The 17,167-nt window shown below is 62.8% G+C and carries 11 protein-coding genes; 6 read left to right on the forward strand and 5 right to left on the reverse strand.

What is annotated here, in order from left to right; genetic code table 11:
• Positions 1 to 245: 245 nt before the first annotated feature.
• The 6 genes from M8997_RS08860 to trxA all read left to right on the forward strand — a co-directional run bounded on the left by M8997_RS08860 (position 246) and on the right by trxA (position 12,087).
• Positions 246 to 2,711, forward strand: a complete 2,466-nt coding sequence (locus M8997_RS08860) for an ATP-binding protein (RefSeq protein WP_371929562.1) — start codon at positions 246 to 248, stop codon at positions 2,709 to 2,711.
• A 5-nt stretch (positions 2,712 to 2,716) separates the two neighbouring features.
• A complete protein-coding gene (gene tsaE / locus M8997_RS08865) occupies positions 2,717 to 4,228 on the forward strand; it encodes a tRNA (adenosine(37)-N6)-threonylcarbamoyltransferase complex ATPase subunit type 1 TsaE (protein ID WP_250016168.1) in 1,512 nt (503 codons plus the stop codon).
• Positions 4,225 to 4,950, forward strand: coding sequence for a nucleotidyltransferase family protein (locus M8997_RS08870; protein ID WP_250016170.1), 726 nt, complete (start codon positions 4,225 to 4,227; stop codon positions 4,948 to 4,950). Before tsaE ends, M8997_RS08870 begins: the two co-directional genes overlap by 4 nt.
• Positions 4,943 to 8,080 (forward strand): double-strand break repair protein AddB, encoded by a 3,138-nt coding sequence (gene addB, locus M8997_RS08875; RefSeq protein WP_250016182.1) that lies wholly within the window; start codon positions 4,943 to 4,945, stop codon positions 8,078 to 8,080. Before M8997_RS08870 ends, addB begins: the two co-directional genes overlap by 8 nt.
• A complete protein-coding gene (gene addA, locus M8997_RS08880) occupies positions 8,077 to 11,583 on the forward strand; it encodes a double-strand break repair helicase AddA (RefSeq protein WP_250016185.1) in 3,507 nt (1,168 codons plus the stop codon). The genes addB and addA overlap by 4 nt, the downstream gene beginning before the upstream one ends.
• Positions 11,584 to 11,760: 177 nt before the next feature.
• Positions 11,761 to 12,087, forward strand: a complete 327-nt coding sequence (trxA, locus tag M8997_RS08885; RefSeq protein ID WP_250016187.1) for a thioredoxin — start codon at positions 11,761 to 11,763, stop codon at positions 12,085 to 12,087.
• A gap of 28 nt (positions 12,088 to 12,115) precedes the next feature.
• Here trxA and M8997_RS08890 read toward each other — a convergent pair whose 3' ends face one another.
• Genes M8997_RS08890 through M8997_RS08910 form a run of 5 tightly spaced genes read right to left on the reverse strand, consistent with a single transcriptional unit; the run spans position 12,116 to position 17,166 of the window.
• A complete protein-coding gene (locus M8997_RS08890) occupies positions 12,116 to 13,444 on the reverse strand; it encodes a folylpolyglutamate synthase/dihydrofolate synthase family protein (RefSeq protein WP_250016189.1) in 1,329 nt (442 codons plus the stop codon).
• On the reverse strand, positions 13,444 to 14,358 hold the full coding sequence (gene accD / locus M8997_RS08895) for an acetyl-CoA carboxylase, carboxyltransferase subunit beta (protein ID WP_250016192.1): 915 nt from the start codon (positions 14,356 to 14,358) through the stop codon (positions 13,444 to 13,446). Before accD ends, M8997_RS08890 begins: the two co-directional genes overlap by 1 nt.
• Positions 14,359 to 14,401: 43 nt before the next feature.
• Entirely contained in the window at positions 14,402 to 15,241 is an 840-nt protein-coding gene (gene trpA, locus M8997_RS08900; RefSeq protein ID WP_250016194.1) for a tryptophan synthase subunit alpha, read from the reverse strand.
• A 2-nt stretch (positions 15,242 to 15,243) separates the two neighbouring features.
• Positions 15,244 to 16,494, reverse strand: coding sequence for a tryptophan synthase subunit beta (gene trpB / locus M8997_RS08905; RefSeq protein ID WP_250016196.1), 1,251 nt, complete (start codon positions 16,492 to 16,494; stop codon positions 15,244 to 15,246).
• A gap of 15 nt (positions 16,495 to 16,509) precedes the next feature.
• Positions 16,510 to 17,166, reverse strand: coding sequence for a phosphoribosylanthranilate isomerase (locus tag M8997_RS08910; protein WP_250017196.1), 657 nt, complete (start codon positions 17,164 to 17,166; stop codon positions 16,510 to 16,512).
• Position 17,167: the final 1 nt, after the last annotated feature.

A 17,167-nucleotide genomic window follows, 5' to 3' on the forward strand; every position in this document is an offset into this window, starting at 1 on the left:
TAGATGCCGGAGGATTGACAAATTCTCCGGTTTTCTTTTTTGCGCGCAGTTCTTCCCGTCGATTCCCGCAGGGTTTATTCTAGTGATTCGGGATGGGGTTGCTTCGGATGGGCCAGATGATCGCCAGATCAGCTGGAAACGGAAGCGACGAACATCTGCCTGAAGGGGTGACGGCAAGAGATATGAAAAGTGAAGATGGTGACGTTGGCGGCGGCAGCGCAGCACAGGGACCCTCCGTGCTGGGCATGATACGGCGACTGGCCATGGGCACGGCGTCCGCCCTGCCGCTGCTCTTTTCAAGCATTGTTGCGGCGCGCGCCGAAGGCCCGCTCGGCATGATCGAGGCCCCGTTCGGGATCCGCGTCGGCGCTTTCGAAGTCGTCCAGTTCGCCATGTTTCTCGGCGCCATGGGCGCGGCACTGCTGTCGGCCGGCTGGCTGATCCGGGAGCGCAGCCGCATCGCCCAGGAGAACCGCCATCTGCGCGGCAAGGTCGCCGACCTCAACGTCGCCCTGCAGCGCAACGAGGCGCTTCTCAATCTCAAGGACCAGAAGATCATCATCTGGGATGGAAGCACGGGTGCGCCGAGCATTATCGGCAATCTTTCGCCGGAAACCGGCGTCCCCGAGGGGCGGTCGCTGTTTCTCGCCTTCGGGCGCTGGCTGCGCGTCGAATCCGTGACGTTGCTGGAAAGGTCGATTACCGCGCTGCGCGAGGCGGCCCGCCCCTTCGACATCGCCATAGAGACCTCCAAGGGCGCACCGATCGAGGTGCAGGGGCGCACCTCGGGCGGATATGCCATTGTGCGGTTCATGGACCCGGGCGAAGCGAGAGCTTCCTACGCCCTGCTGAAGACAGAGAATTACCAGCTTGCAGGGGCAATATCGAACCTGCGTACACTGCTCGATGCGGTGGACATGCCGTCCTGGAGCCGGGATGCGGATGGGCGCCTCGACTGGGTCAATGCCGCCTATGCCAGGGCGGTAGACGGCGACGCCAATCTTGCCGCCAGCGAAGGCAGGGAGCTCTTCGGCATCCAGGCGCGTGAGCGAATCGGCCAGGAAAGGGCCGCCCATGGCAAGTTCGCGGACGAGCTGTCGACCGTCGTCGGCGGCGACCGGCGCGTGTTCCAGGTGACCGACGTCGCCACGGGTTCGGGCTCGGCCGGGCTGGCGGTCGATATCAGCGAGGCGGAGCTGGTGCGCGAGGAGCTGAAGCGCACCATGGCCAACCATTCGGACACTCTGGACCAGCTCAATTCCGCCGTGGCCATGTTCGATGCCAACCGCAAATTGCAGTTCTGCAACCAGGCCTTCGCCAAATTATGGGGTCTGGAGACGCCTTATCTCGATAGCAAGCCGGACAATTCGCTGTTGCTCGACCGTTTCCGCAGCGACGGCATTCTGCCGGAACAGCCCGACTGGCGGCGCTGGAAGGAGCAGGTCCTTTCGTCCTATCATTCCGTCGAGTCGCAGGAATATGTCTGGTACCTCACTGACGGGCGTACGTTGCGTGTCGTCGTCAATCCGCAGGCAAAGGGCGGAGTGACGTGGATATTCGAGAACCTCACCGAGAAGCTCGAACTGGAAAGCCGCTACAACACCCTGATAAAGGTGCAGGGGCAGACACTCGATCACCTTGCCGAGGGCGTTGCCGTGTTCGGTTCCGATGGCAAAATCCGGCTATCAAACCCGGCATTCGCCGCGCTCTGGGACTTGCGGCCGGAACAGACGGTGGAGGGAACCCATATTTCCGCCATCCGGCGCCTGTGCGAAGCGCGATCGAACGCCGAGAGCTGGGAAATGTTCGTGACGACCGTCACCGGTTTCAGCGATGAGCGGCAGACTCATTCCGGTCATATCGAGCTTTCCACCGGCAAGATCCTCTCCTATGCCGCCGCGCCGCTCCCCAGCGGCCAGACCATGCTCACATTCGTCGATGTGACGGATTCGGTGCGGGTCGAGCGGGCGTTGAAGGAAAAGAACGAGGCGCTGGAGCGCACGGACGAGCTGAAAAACGATTTCGTGCAGCATGTCTCCTATGAGCTGCGTTCGCCGCTGACCAATATAATGGGCTTCACCGAACTGCTGCAGACGCCGATGACCGGTCCGCTCAACGAGCGGCAGCGCGACTATCTCGACCATATCGGCACATCTTCCTCGGTGTTGCTCACTATCGTCAACGACATATTGGACCTCGCAACCGTCGATGCAGGCATCATGGAGCTGGACATCAGCGACGTTGCGGTTTCAGATGCCGTCGCCATGGCGTCCGACAAGGTCGCGGACCGACTGAAGGAGCATTCGATATTGCTCGATGTCCGCATTGCGCCGGGCACGGGTTCCTTCAGGGCCGATCCGACGCGGGTGAAGCAGATATTGGCCAATCTCCTCAGCAATGCCGCCAATTACGCGCCGGAAGGCAGCACGATCACGCTCGCCTGCTGGCGCGACCAGGCCGAAATGGTATTCAGCGTAACCGACCAGGGCCCAGGCATGCCCGAACATGTGCTGGACAGCATCTTCAAGCGCTTCCAGCCCTATCCGAATGGCGGGCGCAAGCGCGGCGCCGGGCTCGGTCTTTCGATCGTCAAGGGATTCGTGGAACTGCATGGCGGAACGGTCGAAATCGCCAGCGCCGCGGGCAAGGGCACGACGGTGACGTGCCATTTCCCCCTGGAAGCGCGCGTCTTCAGCATAGCCGCCGAATAAACACCATGGCGATGCTGGTCGTTCATCTTGCCGATAGCGAAGATACCGAACGTCTTGGCGAGGATATTGCCCTTGCGCTGCGCCAGGGTGATCTGGTTACGCTCTCCGGCGATCTCGGCACCGGAAAGTCCACACTGGCGCGGGGCCTGATCCGCACGATTGCCGATGAGGATGATCACGAGGTGCCAAGCCCGACCTTCACGATCGTGCAATCCTATCCGGAACTGCGGCTGCCGATAAGCCATGTCGACCTCTACAGGATCGCCTTCGCCGACGAGATTCACGAACTCGGCCTCGATGAACTGCGCGAGAATGGTGCCGTGCTGGTGGAATGGCCGGAAAATGCCGGCAACGCCCTCGACGATGCGGATATCGCCATTGTCCTGCGCGACAGCGGCACCGGCCGCGAAGCCGTCATCGGCGGCAGTGAGGCGGCCATGGCGCGGCTCGAACGTTCCTTCGCCATCCGGGACTTCCTGCGTCGCAATGATCGTCCCTCGGCCAGGCGCCGCTATCTCTTGGGCGATGCTTCGGCCCGCAGCTATGAGAGGGTCTACCCCGCCGATCAACAGCCGCTGATATTGATGAACTCCCCCTATAATCCGGGTGGACCCGTTCTTCGCGATGGCAAGACCTACATGCAGATCGCACATCTCTCCCAGTCGGTGCATGCCTTTGCGGGCATCGACAAATTGCTGGCTGCGCAGGGTTTCACCGTGCCACCTATCATCGCCTCCGATCTCGATGCAGGCCTGCTGCTGATTGGCGATCTCGGCAATGAGGGAATACTCGACGACGCGGGCAACCCTATTGCCGAGCGCTACGAAGCGGCTGCACGCGCACTTGCCCGCTTGCATGAGCGTAGCTGGCCGCACGACATACCGGTCGCACCCGGTGTCACGCATCATATTCCGCCATTCGACCGCGACGCCATGCTCATAGAAGTCGAACTCCTGTGCGAATGGTATGCGCCATGGCGTTCCGCTGCGCCGTTTCCGGCTCATATGATCGAGGATTATCGCGGCGTATGGAATGATATATTTAACCGGCTTATCACTGCGGAAACGAGCCTGCTCCTGCGGGACGTGCACTCACCCAATATTCTCTGGCAACCAGGCGAACGTGGCATAAGGCGCGTTGGGTTGATCGACTTCCAGGATGCCATGATCGGCCCTTCGGCCTATGATGTCGCCTCGCTGGTCTTCGATGCGCGCGTGACGATCCCACCGGAGCTGCGCCGGGCGCTGCTTGCCGCCTATGTCGAGGAGCGCTCCGCTCAGGGTTCATTCGATACCGAGGCCTTCTTCGAGGCCGTCGCCATCATGGCAGCGCAGCGGAACGCCAAAATCCTGGGGATATTCGTTCGTCTCGACCGGCGCGACGGCAAGCCCGCCTATCTTCGCCATCTGCCACGGATACAAGCCTATTTGAAAGAGGCAATGGCACATCCGGCGCTTCAACCGCTCAAGGCCTGGTTGGAATCCGCCGGCATACTGGATATGGAGAAGTCCGCTTGAAAAGACCCTCAACCGCCATGGTCCTCGCAGCTGGCCTTGGCAAGCGACTGGCGCCCATAACCGACACTACACCCAAGCCGCTGGTTAATGTAGCCGGCAAACCACTTATAGATTGGGGACTCGATGCCCTGAGCGCCGCGGGGGTATCGCGGGCGATTGTCAACGTGCATCATCTGGCGGATCAGCTGGAGGCGCACCTCGCAAAGCGGAGACTGCCGGAGATTGCCATATCGGACGAGCGGGGCGAACTGCTCGAATCCGCCGGCGGCATCATCAAGGCCCTCGACCACATCGGCGCGGACCCATTCTACGTGCTGAATTCCGATACATTCTGGGTGGATGAGGGTCAGTCGAATCTTGTTCTTCTGGCCAATGAATGGGATGATGAGCGGATGGACATCCTCCTCATGCTCGCAACGAAGGACCATGCCACCGGCTATGACGGCCGCGGGGACTTCCATATCGGCGCGGACGGAACCCTGCGCCGCCTCGATGCTGGCGAAACGTCGCCCTGGATCTATGCCGGAGCTGCGATCGTCCACCCGCGTGTTTTCGCTGATGCCCCCCAGGGCAAGGCTTCGCTGAACCGCTATTTCGACAAGGCAATCGCAACCGGACGACTGTTCGGCATGCCCATGCGCGGCCAATGGGTCACGGTCGGAACACCCGACGCGATAGGCATGGCGGAAGAGGCAGTGGCCCGCTACGGCACCCATGGCTGACGCTCGCTCGGCGCGCATATTTTCGATCAGCCCGGGAACGCCGTTTCTTCCCACCCTCGTCGAGGCACTGCGGACCGGCATGCTTGTGCCGTCCTACCCGGCGGCACCGGATGATCCCATGGCGCTGGCCGATGCCACCATCTACGTTCCAACCCGGCGCGCCGCTCGAACACTGCGCTCTCTCCTCGTCGAAAAGAGCCCGGTAAATTCGGCAATTCTCCCGACGATCCGCCCTCTTGGCGATGTCGATGAAGACGCCGCGATGTTCGATACCGGCTCGGATGCCCTTTTTGATCTTCTGCCGCCGATCGGAGGGGTGGAGCGCCTGCTTCTCCTGGCAAGGCTGGTTCGCCCCTGGCGCGAGAGGTTGCCGGACCATGTGCGCGCATTGTTCGGCAATGAGGAAATCGCCATCCCAGCTACCACGGCGGATGCGCTCTGGCTGGCGCGGGACCTGGCCACCCTCATGGACCAGGTGGAAACGGAAGGAACCGACTGGGCCAGCCTCGGCAACATAGCTGCGGCGGAGTTGCCCAATTGGTGGCAGGTGACGCTCGACTTTCTCAATATCGTCACGTCCTTGTGGCCGGATATACTGGCGGAGCGGCGAAGGTCCAATCCGGCGGCTCACCGTAACAGGCTGATCGAGCTCGAGGCGGAGCGGCTGCTGCGCAATCAATCGGGCGGACCGGTCATCGCGGCCGGATCGACGGGTTCGATACCCGCAACAGCCAAGCTTCTCGCCGTCATTGCCTCCTTGCCGCAGGGGGCGGTCGTTCTGCCCGGCCTCGACCGGGACATGGATGATCCTAGCTGGGACCTGCTCGCAAACCCCGGCAGCGAGCCTTCCATCTTCGGCCATCCGCAATTCGGATTGCACAAGCTCCTCAAAGAACTCGGCGTGCTCAGGCGCGACGTCATGGTCCTCGGAGAGGTAGCGGCGCCGAAGCGGCGGCGGGAGATGCTGATGGCCGAGGCCATGCGACCGGCAGACACGACGGAGAAATGGGCTGAGCTGGCACGGGGCGACGATATCGATCCTGCCACATCCGGGATCAGTCTCGTCGAGGCCGCCAATGAGCGCGAAGAGGCCATGGCCGTCGCCCTTGCCTTGCGCCATGCGATCGAGGAACCGGGGCGGACCGCCGCATTGGTGACGGCCGATCGCGACCTTGCACGGCGCGTATCGGCCGAACTGGCGCGCTTCAATATTTCCGCCGATGATTCCGGCGGCCGGGCGCTGCGGGAAACGCCGCCCGCGACACTGATGCGACTGGTGCTGGACTGTGTTTTCACGCCCGGCGATCCCGTCGGCCTGCTGGCGCTCCTCAAGCACCCGCTGACGCGACTCGGCCTGTCGCGCGCCGACGTCGCCAGCGCCACCCAGACGATCGAGCTCATCGCCCTGCGCGGCGGGACGGGCCGCGTGACGCTTTCCGATCTCGCGACCTTCTTCGATGAGAGGCTGGCCGCATCCGGCCAGGCTGTCTTCGAGCCTTTCTGGCTGAAGCAGATCACGGCAGGCCACATCGAAGCCGCCCGGGAGGCATGCCGCGCCCTCAGCCAATGTCTGGAGCCGCTCGTCGCCATTGCCGGGGCGGAAGGATCGCTGGACCTCTCGGATTTCATGCGCGCCACGGTAACGAGCCTCGAAAGCCTCGCTTCGGACGAGACCCGGAACGTCGCCACGCTCTATGCGGGCACGGATGGCGAGCAGTTCGCCTCGTTCCTGCGCAACCTCGTTTCGGCGGAATCCGGCCTCGATGCCCAGCCCGCCGAATTTCCGGCCATGATGGAAGCCCTCCTTGCCGGCGAAGTCGTCAAGCCCCGGGCCGGTGCGCATCCGCGCCTCTTCATCTGGGGTGCACTTGAGGCGCGGTTGCAGACCGTGGATACGGTCATCATCGGCGGTCTCAACGAAGGCACATGGCCAGGCAAGACCCGCAACGATCCCTTCATGTCGCGGCCCATGAAATCGATCATCAGCCTGGAGCCGCCGGAACGGCGTACCGGCCTCGCCGCGCACGACTTCCAGATGGCGCTGGGCATGGACCGGGTCATCCTGACGCGCGCGCAGCGTGCCGCCAATTCGCCAACCGTTCCGTCGCGCTGGCTGCAACGCCTCGAAACGGTGCTCGGCAAGAAGGCAGCCGACGCGCTGCGCGGGCGCGGTGCGACATATCTCGACTGGGCACGTGAATTCGACCATGCGCCCGACGAGGATTTCGTCAAACGGCCGGAACCGAAGCCGCCGCTGGAGGCACGGCCGACGCATTTTTCCGTCACGGAGATCGAAACGCTACGGCGCGACCCCTATGCGATCTTCGCCAAGCGGGTCCTGCGGCTTCGGCCGATCGACCCCTTGATCCGCGATCCGGATGCGGCCGAGCGCGGCTCGCTGTTCCATGACGTTCTCGCCAGCTTCACCCAGTCCGGGATCGATCCCGCCCGACCGGATGCGGCGGCCGAATTGCTGCAGATCGGCCGGCGCTACTTCGATGCACTTGCGCTGCCGGAGGAAATCGACGCGGTGTGGTGGCCGCGCTTCCACATGCTCGTGCCGCAATTTCTCCAATGGGAGCGCGATCGCGCTGGCCTCGTGGCGCAGCGCCATGCGGAGGTATCCTCGGGCAAGATAGCCATCGACGGAACCGGCGTCACGCTTTCGGGGCGCGCCGACCGCCTCGATCTGCTTCGCGACGGAACGGTCGAGATCATCGACTACAAGACCGGGTCCACGCCCTCGCGGCGCCAGGCCCATGTCCTGCTTTCGCCGCAGCTGGCACTCGAGGCGGCACTGCTGGCGCGCGGCGCCTTCAAGGAGCTCGGCCAGCGCAATGCCTCGGAACTGCTCTATGTCCGCCTGCGCCCAAGCGGACGCGTCGAGCCGGAATCGGTTCTCAGGATCGGATCGGGCGGCAAGGCCAGCGAGAAACCGGCGCCGGAACTCGCAGCCCTCGCCTGGCTGCGGCTGACGGAATTGCTGACGGCCTATCGCGATCCGGACAAGGGCTATCTCTCGCGCGCGTTGCCCTTCAAGGAAAGCGACCTGACGGGAGACTACGACCATCTGGCGCGGGTGCTCGAATGGTCCGCCGGCGGTGCCGACGATAGCGGTGAGGGCGAATGAGCAAGCGTCTCGACATACCGCCGGAAACCATCAGGGACCAGAACCGTGCAGCCGATCCGCGCGATTCCGTCTGGGTGTCGGCCAATGCCGGCTCCGGCAAGACCCATGTTCTGACGGAGCGGGTCATACGCCTGCTGCTCGACGGCACCGATCCCTCCAAGATCCTGTGCCTGACTTATACGAAGGCCGCGGCTGCCGTCATGCAGAACCGCGTTTTCGCGCGCCTGTCGGATTGGGCGACGATGAGCGAGGCGGCGCTGACGCAGACGATCGCCGCAATCGATGGCAGAGAGCCCGACCGACGCCGGATCGCCGAAGCGCGGCGTCTGTTCGCACGGGCGCTGGAAACCCCCGGCGGGCTGAAGATCCAGACGATCCACGCCTTTTGCGAGGCGATCCTCCATCAATTCCCGCTGGAAGCCAATATTGCCGGCCATTTTGAGCTCATGGACGACATGATGCAGATGGCGCTGATCGGCGAAGCGCGCAGGCAGGTGCTCCAGGCAGCGCGCCTCAACCATGACAGCGAACTCGCAGCCGATTTCGCAACCGTGCTGGAGGCTGCCGGTGAGTTCGGCCTGCACGAATTGCTGGACGAGGCGGTCGCCAAGCGCCACGATCTGGTGGAATTCATCGGCGGTGTCGGCGACAGGGAACTGCGACGGCAGGCCTACCAGTCGCATTTCGGCTTTGCGCCCGGGGAAAGCGAACACAGTATCCTCTCAGGTCTTTGGCCGGTGCCGGAATTCGGCGAAGACATGTTGGCCGGCCTGATGTCCATACCGAAGGGCGCGGCGCGGGCGCAGGAGTTTGCCCTCACCCTGCGTTTCGCCAAATTCGGCGATGGGCTGGACGAGCGGGAGGCGGCGCTGACGGCGGCCTTCATCAAATCGACCGGCGAACCGAAGGCTGGGTCCTACATATCGGCCAAGGCGGTTACCGACCTCTATCCCGACTTCATCGAGCTCTACGACCAGGCCGCGCAACGCGTACATCAGGGGCTGGACAGGCTGCGGCAGTGGCGGCTCATTGAGGTCACGCTGGCAGCCTTGTCGCTGGTCGACGATCTGATATCGCGGTACCAGCAGTCGAAACGGCTGCGTGGGCTGCTGGATTTCGACGACCTCATCATCCGCACCGTGGCGCTGCTGTCGCGGGAGGATGCCGGCGCCTGGGTCCAGTACAAGCTCGACAAGGGCATAGACCATATCCTGGTCGACGAGGCGCAGGATACGAGCCCGCATCAATGGAGCGTGATACGGCTGCTCAGCGAGGAGTTCTTCACCGGCATGTCCGCCCGGGAGACGAAGCGCACGCTGTTTGCGGTCGGCGACGAAAAACAGTCCATCTACTCGTTCCAGGGCGCCGTCCCGGAGGATTTCGCCGAGCACGGCCGGATTACGGAGCGTAAGACGCGGCAGTCGGAGCTCAGCTTTGCCCGCGTAAACCTGAACTTCTCGTTCCGTTCGGCGCCGGAAGTGCTCTCGGCGGTCGATCTCGTCTTTGCCCGGCCCGAGGCCAATCGCGGCTTCGGCAAGGATCACGGCCCGACGGTCCATACGGCTATCCGCAGCAATGATCCCGGCGAAGTGCAGATCTGGGACATGCTGACGCCGGAAACGACGCCGGAAGTGGATGATTGGCGCACGCCGGTGGACAGCCTTCCCGCGCCGCCCATACGCCTCGCGGAACAGATCGCCCGCACAATGGAATTCTGGTTGCGCAATGACGAAACGATCGAAGGCAAGAACCGCCGCTTGCAGGCGCGCGACGTGATGGTGCTCGTGCGCAAGCGCGATCAATTCATGCCAGCGCTCTCGCGCGAGTTGAAGAAGCGGCATGTGCCCGTCGCAGGTGCCGACCGGTTGAATCTCACCGACCATATCGCCATCAAGGATCTGATGGCGCTCGGCAGGGTCATGCTTCTGCCCTCGGACGACCTTTCGCTCGCGGCGCTCTTGAAGAGCCCGCTGTTCAAATGGACGGACGACCAGCTGTTTGCGCTTGCCCATGGCCGTGCCGCGGATGAATCGCTCTATGACCGCCTGTTGCAGACAGCCGCACAGGACCTGATGCTGGCGCCGGTTGCTGCCCGCCTGCAGGAATGGCGCTGGCGCGCCGATACGGTGCCGGTCTTTGAATTCTACGCGGATATTCTCGGCCGTGGCGGTGCGCGGCGCGACCTGCTGGCGCGGCTCGGCCACGAGGCCGGCGACGTCATCGATGAATTCCAGAACTACGCGCTGACGACCGAAAAGACCGGCCTGCCGGGGCTGCAGGCATTCCTGGAGACGCTGGAGGCCGCGACGCCGGAAATAAAGCGCGAACTGGACCAGAATCGCGATGAAGTACGCATCATGACGGTGCATGCCGCCAAGGGACTGGAAGCGCCGGTGGTATTTCTGGTGGATTCCGGCAGCGCGGCATCGGCGGGCGGGCGCACGCCAAATCTCCTCGCCTTCCCCCTGAAGGAACATGGTGGCTGGAGCGGCAAGAGCTTCCTTTTCGTCCCGAACAAGACCTATTCGACCAGATTCACGCAAGCCCTGACCGACCATCTCAAGACCCGCTCGGAAGAGGAATACAGGCGGTTGCTCTATGTCGGCATGACGCGAGCGGAGGACCGCCTGATCATCTGCGGCTATCGCGGCGCCCGCCAGTCGCCGAATACATGGCACGCATTGGCCGATGCCGCCTTGAACGAATTGAGCGAGCCGATGGCCCATCCTGTGGAAACGGTGGCGGCGAAGCGCTACCGCACCTCTCCACCGCTGGCCCCAACCATTGCAACCGAGCCGGAACCGCCAGTTGCCCCTATCGTCAGGCTACCGGCGGACTATCGCAGGCCGATGCGCAGCGAGGCGGCGCTGCCCCGTCCGCTTGCGCCATCCGGCGTGTCGATCCTGATCGAACCGGAAAGGGCCGAGCCGGCGAATATCGGTTCTCCCGTCCTCGGACCGGAAGGCCGAGATCCTTCCTTTGCCATTCGCCGTGGAACCGTGGTGCACGCGCTGCTTCAAACCTTGCCACGGCTGCCTCTGAGCGAGCGCCTTTCGGCGGCGCAGCGATATCTCGCCCGCGCCGCCTTCGACTGGCCGGACGCCGAGATCGAGCAGGTGCTGACATCGGTGTTCGCCGTCATGGACGAGCCACGGTTCGCTGCGGTGTTTGCGCCCGGCTCCCGCGCCGAAATCGCTATCATGGGAACCCTGACCATCCGCGACAAGGCACATGCCGTTTCGGGCGTGCTCGACCGGCTGGCCGTCGCTGGCGATCGTGCGCTGATAGTCGACTACAAGACCAATCGCCCCGCCCCCTCCGAGCTTCGTGAGGTGCCGCCGGCCTACATCGCCCAGCTGGGGCTCTATCGGCGCCTTCTGCAGCCGCTTTACCCCGGCAAATCCGTGGAAGCGGCGCTGCTCTTCACCGAAGGGCCAAGGCTGATCGATATTCCCGTCGAGGAGATGGAGGCGGCGATGGCGCGGATCAGCCAAGCAATTTGATTGAGTTTCGCGCAATGCCGCACGGGTATATCAATAGGGACGTCGCGCAGCCCCACCCCACCCGGTGACCGGCCCGGGCCGGCAAGCGCACCGATTCGTGACCAATCCGCGCTTGACGGGAGCCCGCCGACTCACCACATGATGCGCAACACGTTCACATCAACAAGGATGAGCCCGATGGCCAGCACCGTAAAGATCGACACCAGCAACTTCCAATCCGATGTCATTCAAGCAAGCCAGCCTGTGGTCGTCGATTTTTGGGCCGAATGGTGCGGTCCCTGCAAGATGATCGCCCCTGCACTCGAGGAAATCGCTTCCGAGATGGATGGCAAGGTGACGATCGCCAAAGTGAATATCGACGAGAATCCCGAGCTTGCCGCCCAGTTCGGCGTACGCTCGATCCCCACGCTCCTGCTGTTCAAGGACGGCGAATTGGCCGCCAACCTCGTCGGCGCGGCTCCGAAGAGCAAATTGTCCGACTGGATCAAGAATTCAGCAGCCTGATGAAAAACCCGGCCTCGAGCCGGGTTTTTTATTGCGGCGGCGTGCCATTGTCCTTGAGGACGTCGCCGGCAAGATAAAGCGAGCCGCCAATCAGAATCCGGGGTGCCGGCTCCTCGTCGCTCCAGCTGCTGGCCAGTATCTTGAGAGCGTTTTCCACGGAATGGACCGGCTCGGCCGAAAGTCCCGCTTCCTGCGCGGCGAGCGCCAGTTCCTGATGCGGTATGCCCGCATCGCTCGAACGGATCGGCACCGTGTACACATGCCGGGCCATGCCGGTGAATGCCTTGAAATAGCCGACCGGATCCTTGGTGTTGATCATGCCCGTGATGAGAAACAGCGGGCGCTGGACGCGATCTTCCAGCGTGGCGACCGCCTCGGCGACCGCGAGCCCGGCTCCGGGATTATGGCCGCCATCGAGCCATATCTCCGCGCCCTCTACCGCAACATCCACGAGCGCGCCCTTGGAAAGGCGCTGCATCCGGGCTGGCCAGTCAACCGATGCCATCGCCCGCTCGATCGCTGCCTCGGGCACGGCGAAACCTGCCACCTTCACCGCCTGTATCGCTGCCGCGGCATTCGCCAGCTGGTAGCGGCCGACAAGGTTCGGCAATGGCAGGTCCATCAGGCCGGTATTGTCCTGGTAGATCAGCCGACCGCGCTCCTCGAAGCCAAAGAAATCCTGGCCATAGACGAGATAGGGGCAATCGCGCCGCTCGGCGGTCTCGATGAGGACGTCGCGCGCGGCATCATGTTCCTGCGCGCCGATGATGACCGGACAGCCCGGCTTGATGATCCCGGCCTTCTCGGCTGCGATCAGCTCGACCCTGTCGCCGAGATAGGGCTGGTGATCGAGCGAGATCGGCATGATGACGCTGGCCGCCGGCTGGGGAATGACATTCGTGGCGTCGAAACGTCCGCCCAGCCCGACTTCCAGGATCACGGCGTCGGCCGGATGCTCGGAGAAGAGGACGAAGGTCACGGCAGTCAAAATCTCGAAAACGGTTATCGGCTGACCGGCATTGGCATCGGCCACGCGCCGCACGGCATCGGCCAGCACGGCGTCGGAGACGAGCTTGCCTCCTCCAGGCGCCGCTATCCGGTAGCGCTCATGCCAGGAAACGAGATGCGGCGACGTATGGACATGGACGCCGTAGCCCGCGGCCTCCAGCAAGGCGCGCGAGAATGCCACCGCCGATCCCTTGCCGTTCGTGCCGGCAACATGGATGATCGGCGGCAGGCGAAGATGCGGATTGCCCAGACTGTCGAGCAGTCGCGTAATGCGCCCCAGCGAAAGGTCGAAACCCTTCGGATGCAGCTGCAGAAGCCGCTCGATTTCCCGTTCGGCTTCGGATGTCATCAAACGGCAGCTTCGGCCGGAGCCGGAAGGGCGGAATCAGCCTCGCTCGTTTCCACTGCCGTGGCAGGCTCGCCCATCAGCATCTTGAGCAATCGTGCAATCGTAGGTTTCAGTTCTGTGCGCGGCACCACCATATCAACCATGCCATGCGTCTTGAGGTATTCCGCGCGCTGGAAGCCTTCCGGCAACTTCTCGCGCACAGTCTGCTCGATCACGCGCTGTCCGGCAAAGCCGATGAGTGCACCGGGTTCGGCAATATGGATGTCGCCGAGCATCGCATAGGACGCCGTCACGCCGCCCGTCGTCGGGTTGGTCAGAACGACGATATAGGGAAGTCCGGCCTCCTTCAGCATCTCGACCGCGACAGTCGTTCGCGGCAGCTGCATCAGCGAAAGAATGCCTTCCTGCATGCGCGCGCCGCCGGACGCCGCGAACAGGACCAGCGGGCGCTTCTCCGCGATGGCAGTCTCGAAGCCCTTGATGATGGCTTCGCCGGCCGCCATGCCAAGCGAACCGCCGATGAAATTGAAGTCATGGATCGTGACGACGATCGGCAGGCCCTCGATGGTGCCCAGCGCATTGATGATCGTATCTTCCTGGCCGGTCTTGGAGCGATGTTCCTTCAGCCGGTCGACATAACGCTTCTCGTCGCGGAATTTGAGCGGGTCCGTCGCCACCTTGGGCTGTTCGAGCGTCTCGAACACGCCGTCGTCGAAGAAGAATTTGAGGCGATCCTTCGCCGGAATGCGCATGTGAAAACCAGACGACGGAACCACCCACTGGTTCTTCTCCAGATCCGTATGAAACACCATTTCACCGGATTCAGGGTCCTTGATCCAGAGATTCTCCGGCATTTCACGGCGGCCAAGCATCGAATTGATCTTCGGCCGGACGTAATTGGTGATCCAGTTCATGATCGTTCCTGTTCTCGTCTGATCCTGATTTGATTTAAGAAGCCTATTCGGCCGCTGCAAGGCGAACGGCGCGAACCCCGCTGGAAAGACCCTGGACCATGGTGGCCACGGCCTCGGCAGGATCGGCAACCAGGGAACCGTCCGGATTGATCGTATTGGCCACCGCATTGACGATTGCTGTCCCGACAACGACGCCGTCTGCGCTGGCTCCGATAATCTTCGCCTGTTCGGCCGTCTTGACGCCGAAACCGACGACGACCGGAAGCGAGGTATGTCTCTTGATCCGATCGACTGCCGCTGCAACTTTCGACGTGTCGGGCAGCGCGGAGCCGGTGATGCCGGTCATCGAGACGTAATAGACGAAGCCGGAAGTGTTCTGCAGGACCTTGGGCAGGCGCTTCTCGTCCGTCGTCGGCGTGGCCAGCCGGATGAAGTTGATCCCTGCCTTGATGGCCGGAATACAGAGCTCTTCATCCATTTCCGGCGGCAGATCGACGATGATCAGACCATCTATGCCCGATTGCCTGGCATCTTCCAGGAAGCGATCGACGCCATAGATATAGATGGGATTGTAGTAACCCATCATGACGATCGGCGTCGCATCGTCATCAGCCCTGAATCTCGCCGCGAGTTCCAGCGTCTTCGTCAGCGACATGCCGCCCTTGAGGGCGCGCAGGCCTGCCGCCTGGATCGCGGGTCCATCGGCCATGGGGTCGGAGAAGGGAACGCCGAGCTCGATGATATCGGAACCCGAAGCCGGCAAGGCCTTCATGATCCGCAGCGAAGTCTCGAGGTCGGGATCGCCTGCCATGAAATAGGTGACAAGAGCCGGGCGACCTTCGCGCTTCAGCGTGGCAAATTTGGTGTCGATGCGTGTCGCCATGATCAGATATCCATTCCAAGCAATTGGCCGACCGTATGCACATCCTTGTCGCCGCGGCCCGAAAGATTGACGATCATGATCTTGTCCTGGTCCATGCCGGGCGCGATCTTCACCGCATGCGCAATGGCATGGGCCGATTCCAGCGCCGGGATTATGCCCTCCGTGCGCGTGGTCAGCGTGAAGGCATCCAGCGCCTCATTGTCCATTATCGGGACGTAGGAGACACGGCCTGTATCCCGCAGCCACGAATGTTCGGGGCCGACGCCGGGATAGTCGAGGCCGGCGGAAACCGAGTGGCCGTCGAGGATCTGGCCATCGGCGTTCTGCAGGAGATAGGTGCGGTTTCCATGCAGCACGCCGGGGCGGCCGGCGCTCATCGAGGCGCAATGCTCGTCGCCGTCGAGGCCGCGGCCACCGGCTTCTATGCCGATGATCTCGACTTCCTTGTCGTCGAGGAACGGGTGGAACAGGCCGATGGCATTCGAGCCGCCGCCAACCGCCGCGATGATCGTATCGGGCAGGCGGCCCTCCATCTCGAGTATCTGCTGGCGCGCCTCTTCGCCGATGACCGACTGGAAGTCGCGGACAAGTTCCGGATAAGGGTGCGGACCGGCGGCAGTGCCAATGAGATAATAGGTATCGTCGACATTCGAAACCCAGTCGCGCAAGGCTTCGTTCATCGCGTCCTTCAGGGTCCCGTGGCCAGACGAGACCGCCTTGACCTCGGCGCCGAGCAGCTTCATCCGGAACACGTTGGGCTTCTGGCGCTCCACATCGGTTGCGCCCATATAGACGACGCAGGGAAGGTCGAACCGTGCGGCGACCGTCGCGGAAGCAACGCCATGCTGGCCCGCACCGGTCTCGGCGATGATGCGGGTCTTGCCCATGCGCTTGGCCAGGAGTATCTGCCCGAGGCAATTATTGATCTTGTGGCTGCCGGTATGGTTGAGATCCTCGCGCTTGAAGTAGATTTTCGCGCCGCCATTGCCACCCTGCTCCCTTGCGAGCTGGCGAACATGCCTGGTCAGGCCTTCGGCGTGATAGAGCTTGGAGGGGCGCCCGGCATAATGTTGCGACAGGTTCTGCAACTCTGCCTTGAACGACGGATCGTTTTTCGCGTCGTCATAGGCCTGTTGCAGCTCGAGGATGAGCGGCATCAGGGTTTCGGCTACGAAGCGCCCGCCAAAAATGCCGAACATGCCCTCTTCGTCCGGGCCTGTCTTGAATGAATTGGGTTGCGCCACCTTGTTCACCACTCGCTCCTTCGATCAGGCGCCAACGCTGCGCGCAGCAGCAACCGCCTGGAAAAATTCCCTTATCAGACCCACGTCCTTCACGCCGGCCGAAGATTCGACACCGGAAGAGACGTCCACCCCGCGTGCATGTGTGGATGCCAGTGCCTCGCCAACATTGCGGGCATTGATCCCACCGGAAAGCATGTAATCCACGGACCCGTCAAGCGCGCTCAGCAACTTCCAATCGAAAGAAACGCCATTGCCGCCTGGAAGTTCGGAACCCCTGGGGGGTTTTGCATCGAAAAGCAGCCGATCCGCAACAGCAGCATAGGCGCCAGCATCGGCAAGGTCGGCCGGTTCGCGCAAAGGCATCGCCTTGATAACCGGCAGGCCATAACGCCGCTTGATCTCCTTGACGCGCTCGACACTCTCATGGCCATGCAATTGCAGCATGTCGGGCTGCAGCGCGGCAACAATCTCATCGAGCTCGGCGTCGGTTGCGTCCACGGTGACAGCCACCGCTTTGGCCCTCCCCGCCGCAGCCAGCCGAAGCCGTCCGGCCTCTGCCGGAGCTATGTTGCGCGGGCTTTTGGCGAAGAAGATAAACCCGATATGGCTCGCACCGCCTTCGAGAGCGGCGGCGACCGCTTCGCTGGTTTTCAGTCCGCAGATTTTAACATCCAGATCCATA

Source organism: Phyllobacterium sp. 21LDTY02-6 (assembly GCF_023554255.2).
Classification (GTDB): Bacteria; Pseudomonadota; Alphaproteobacteria; order Rhizobiales; family Rhizobiaceae; genus Phyllobacterium.

Bases quoted from the DNA above. Each gene is read 5' to 3' on its own strand.
- addB (WP_250016182.1), top strand. From the start codon at position 4,943: ATGGCTGACGCTCGCTCGGCGCGCATATTTTCGATCAGCCCGGGAACG.
- trpA (WP_250016194.1), bottom strand. From the start codon at position 15,241: ATGGCGACACGCATCGACACCAAATTTGCCACGCTGAAGCGCGAAGGT.
- trxA (WP_250016187.1), top strand. From the start codon at position 11,761: ATGGCCAGCACCGTAAAGATCGACACCAGCAACTTCCAATCCGATGTC.
- addA (WP_250016185.1), top strand. From the start codon at position 8,077: ATGAGCAAGCGTCTCGACATACCGCCGGAAACCATCAGGGACCAGAAC.
- accD (WP_250016192.1), bottom strand. From the start codon at position 14,358: ATGAACTGGATCACCAATTACGTCCGGCCGAAGATCAATTCGATGCTT.
- M8997_RS08890 (WP_250016189.1), bottom strand. From the start codon at position 13,444: ATGACATCCGAAGCCGAACGGGAAATCGAGCGGCTTCTGCAGCTGCAT.
- M8997_RS08860 (WP_371929562.1), top strand. From the start codon at position 246: ATGATACGGCGACTGGCCATGGGCACGGCGTCCGCCCTGCCGCTGCTC.
- M8997_RS08910 (WP_250017196.1), bottom strand. From the start codon at position 17,166: ATGGATCTGGATGTTAAAATCTGCGGACTGAAAACCAGCGAAGCGGTC.
- tsaE (WP_250016168.1), top strand. From the start codon at position 2,717: ATGGCGATGCTGGTCGTTCATCTTGCCGATAGCGAAGATACCGAACGT.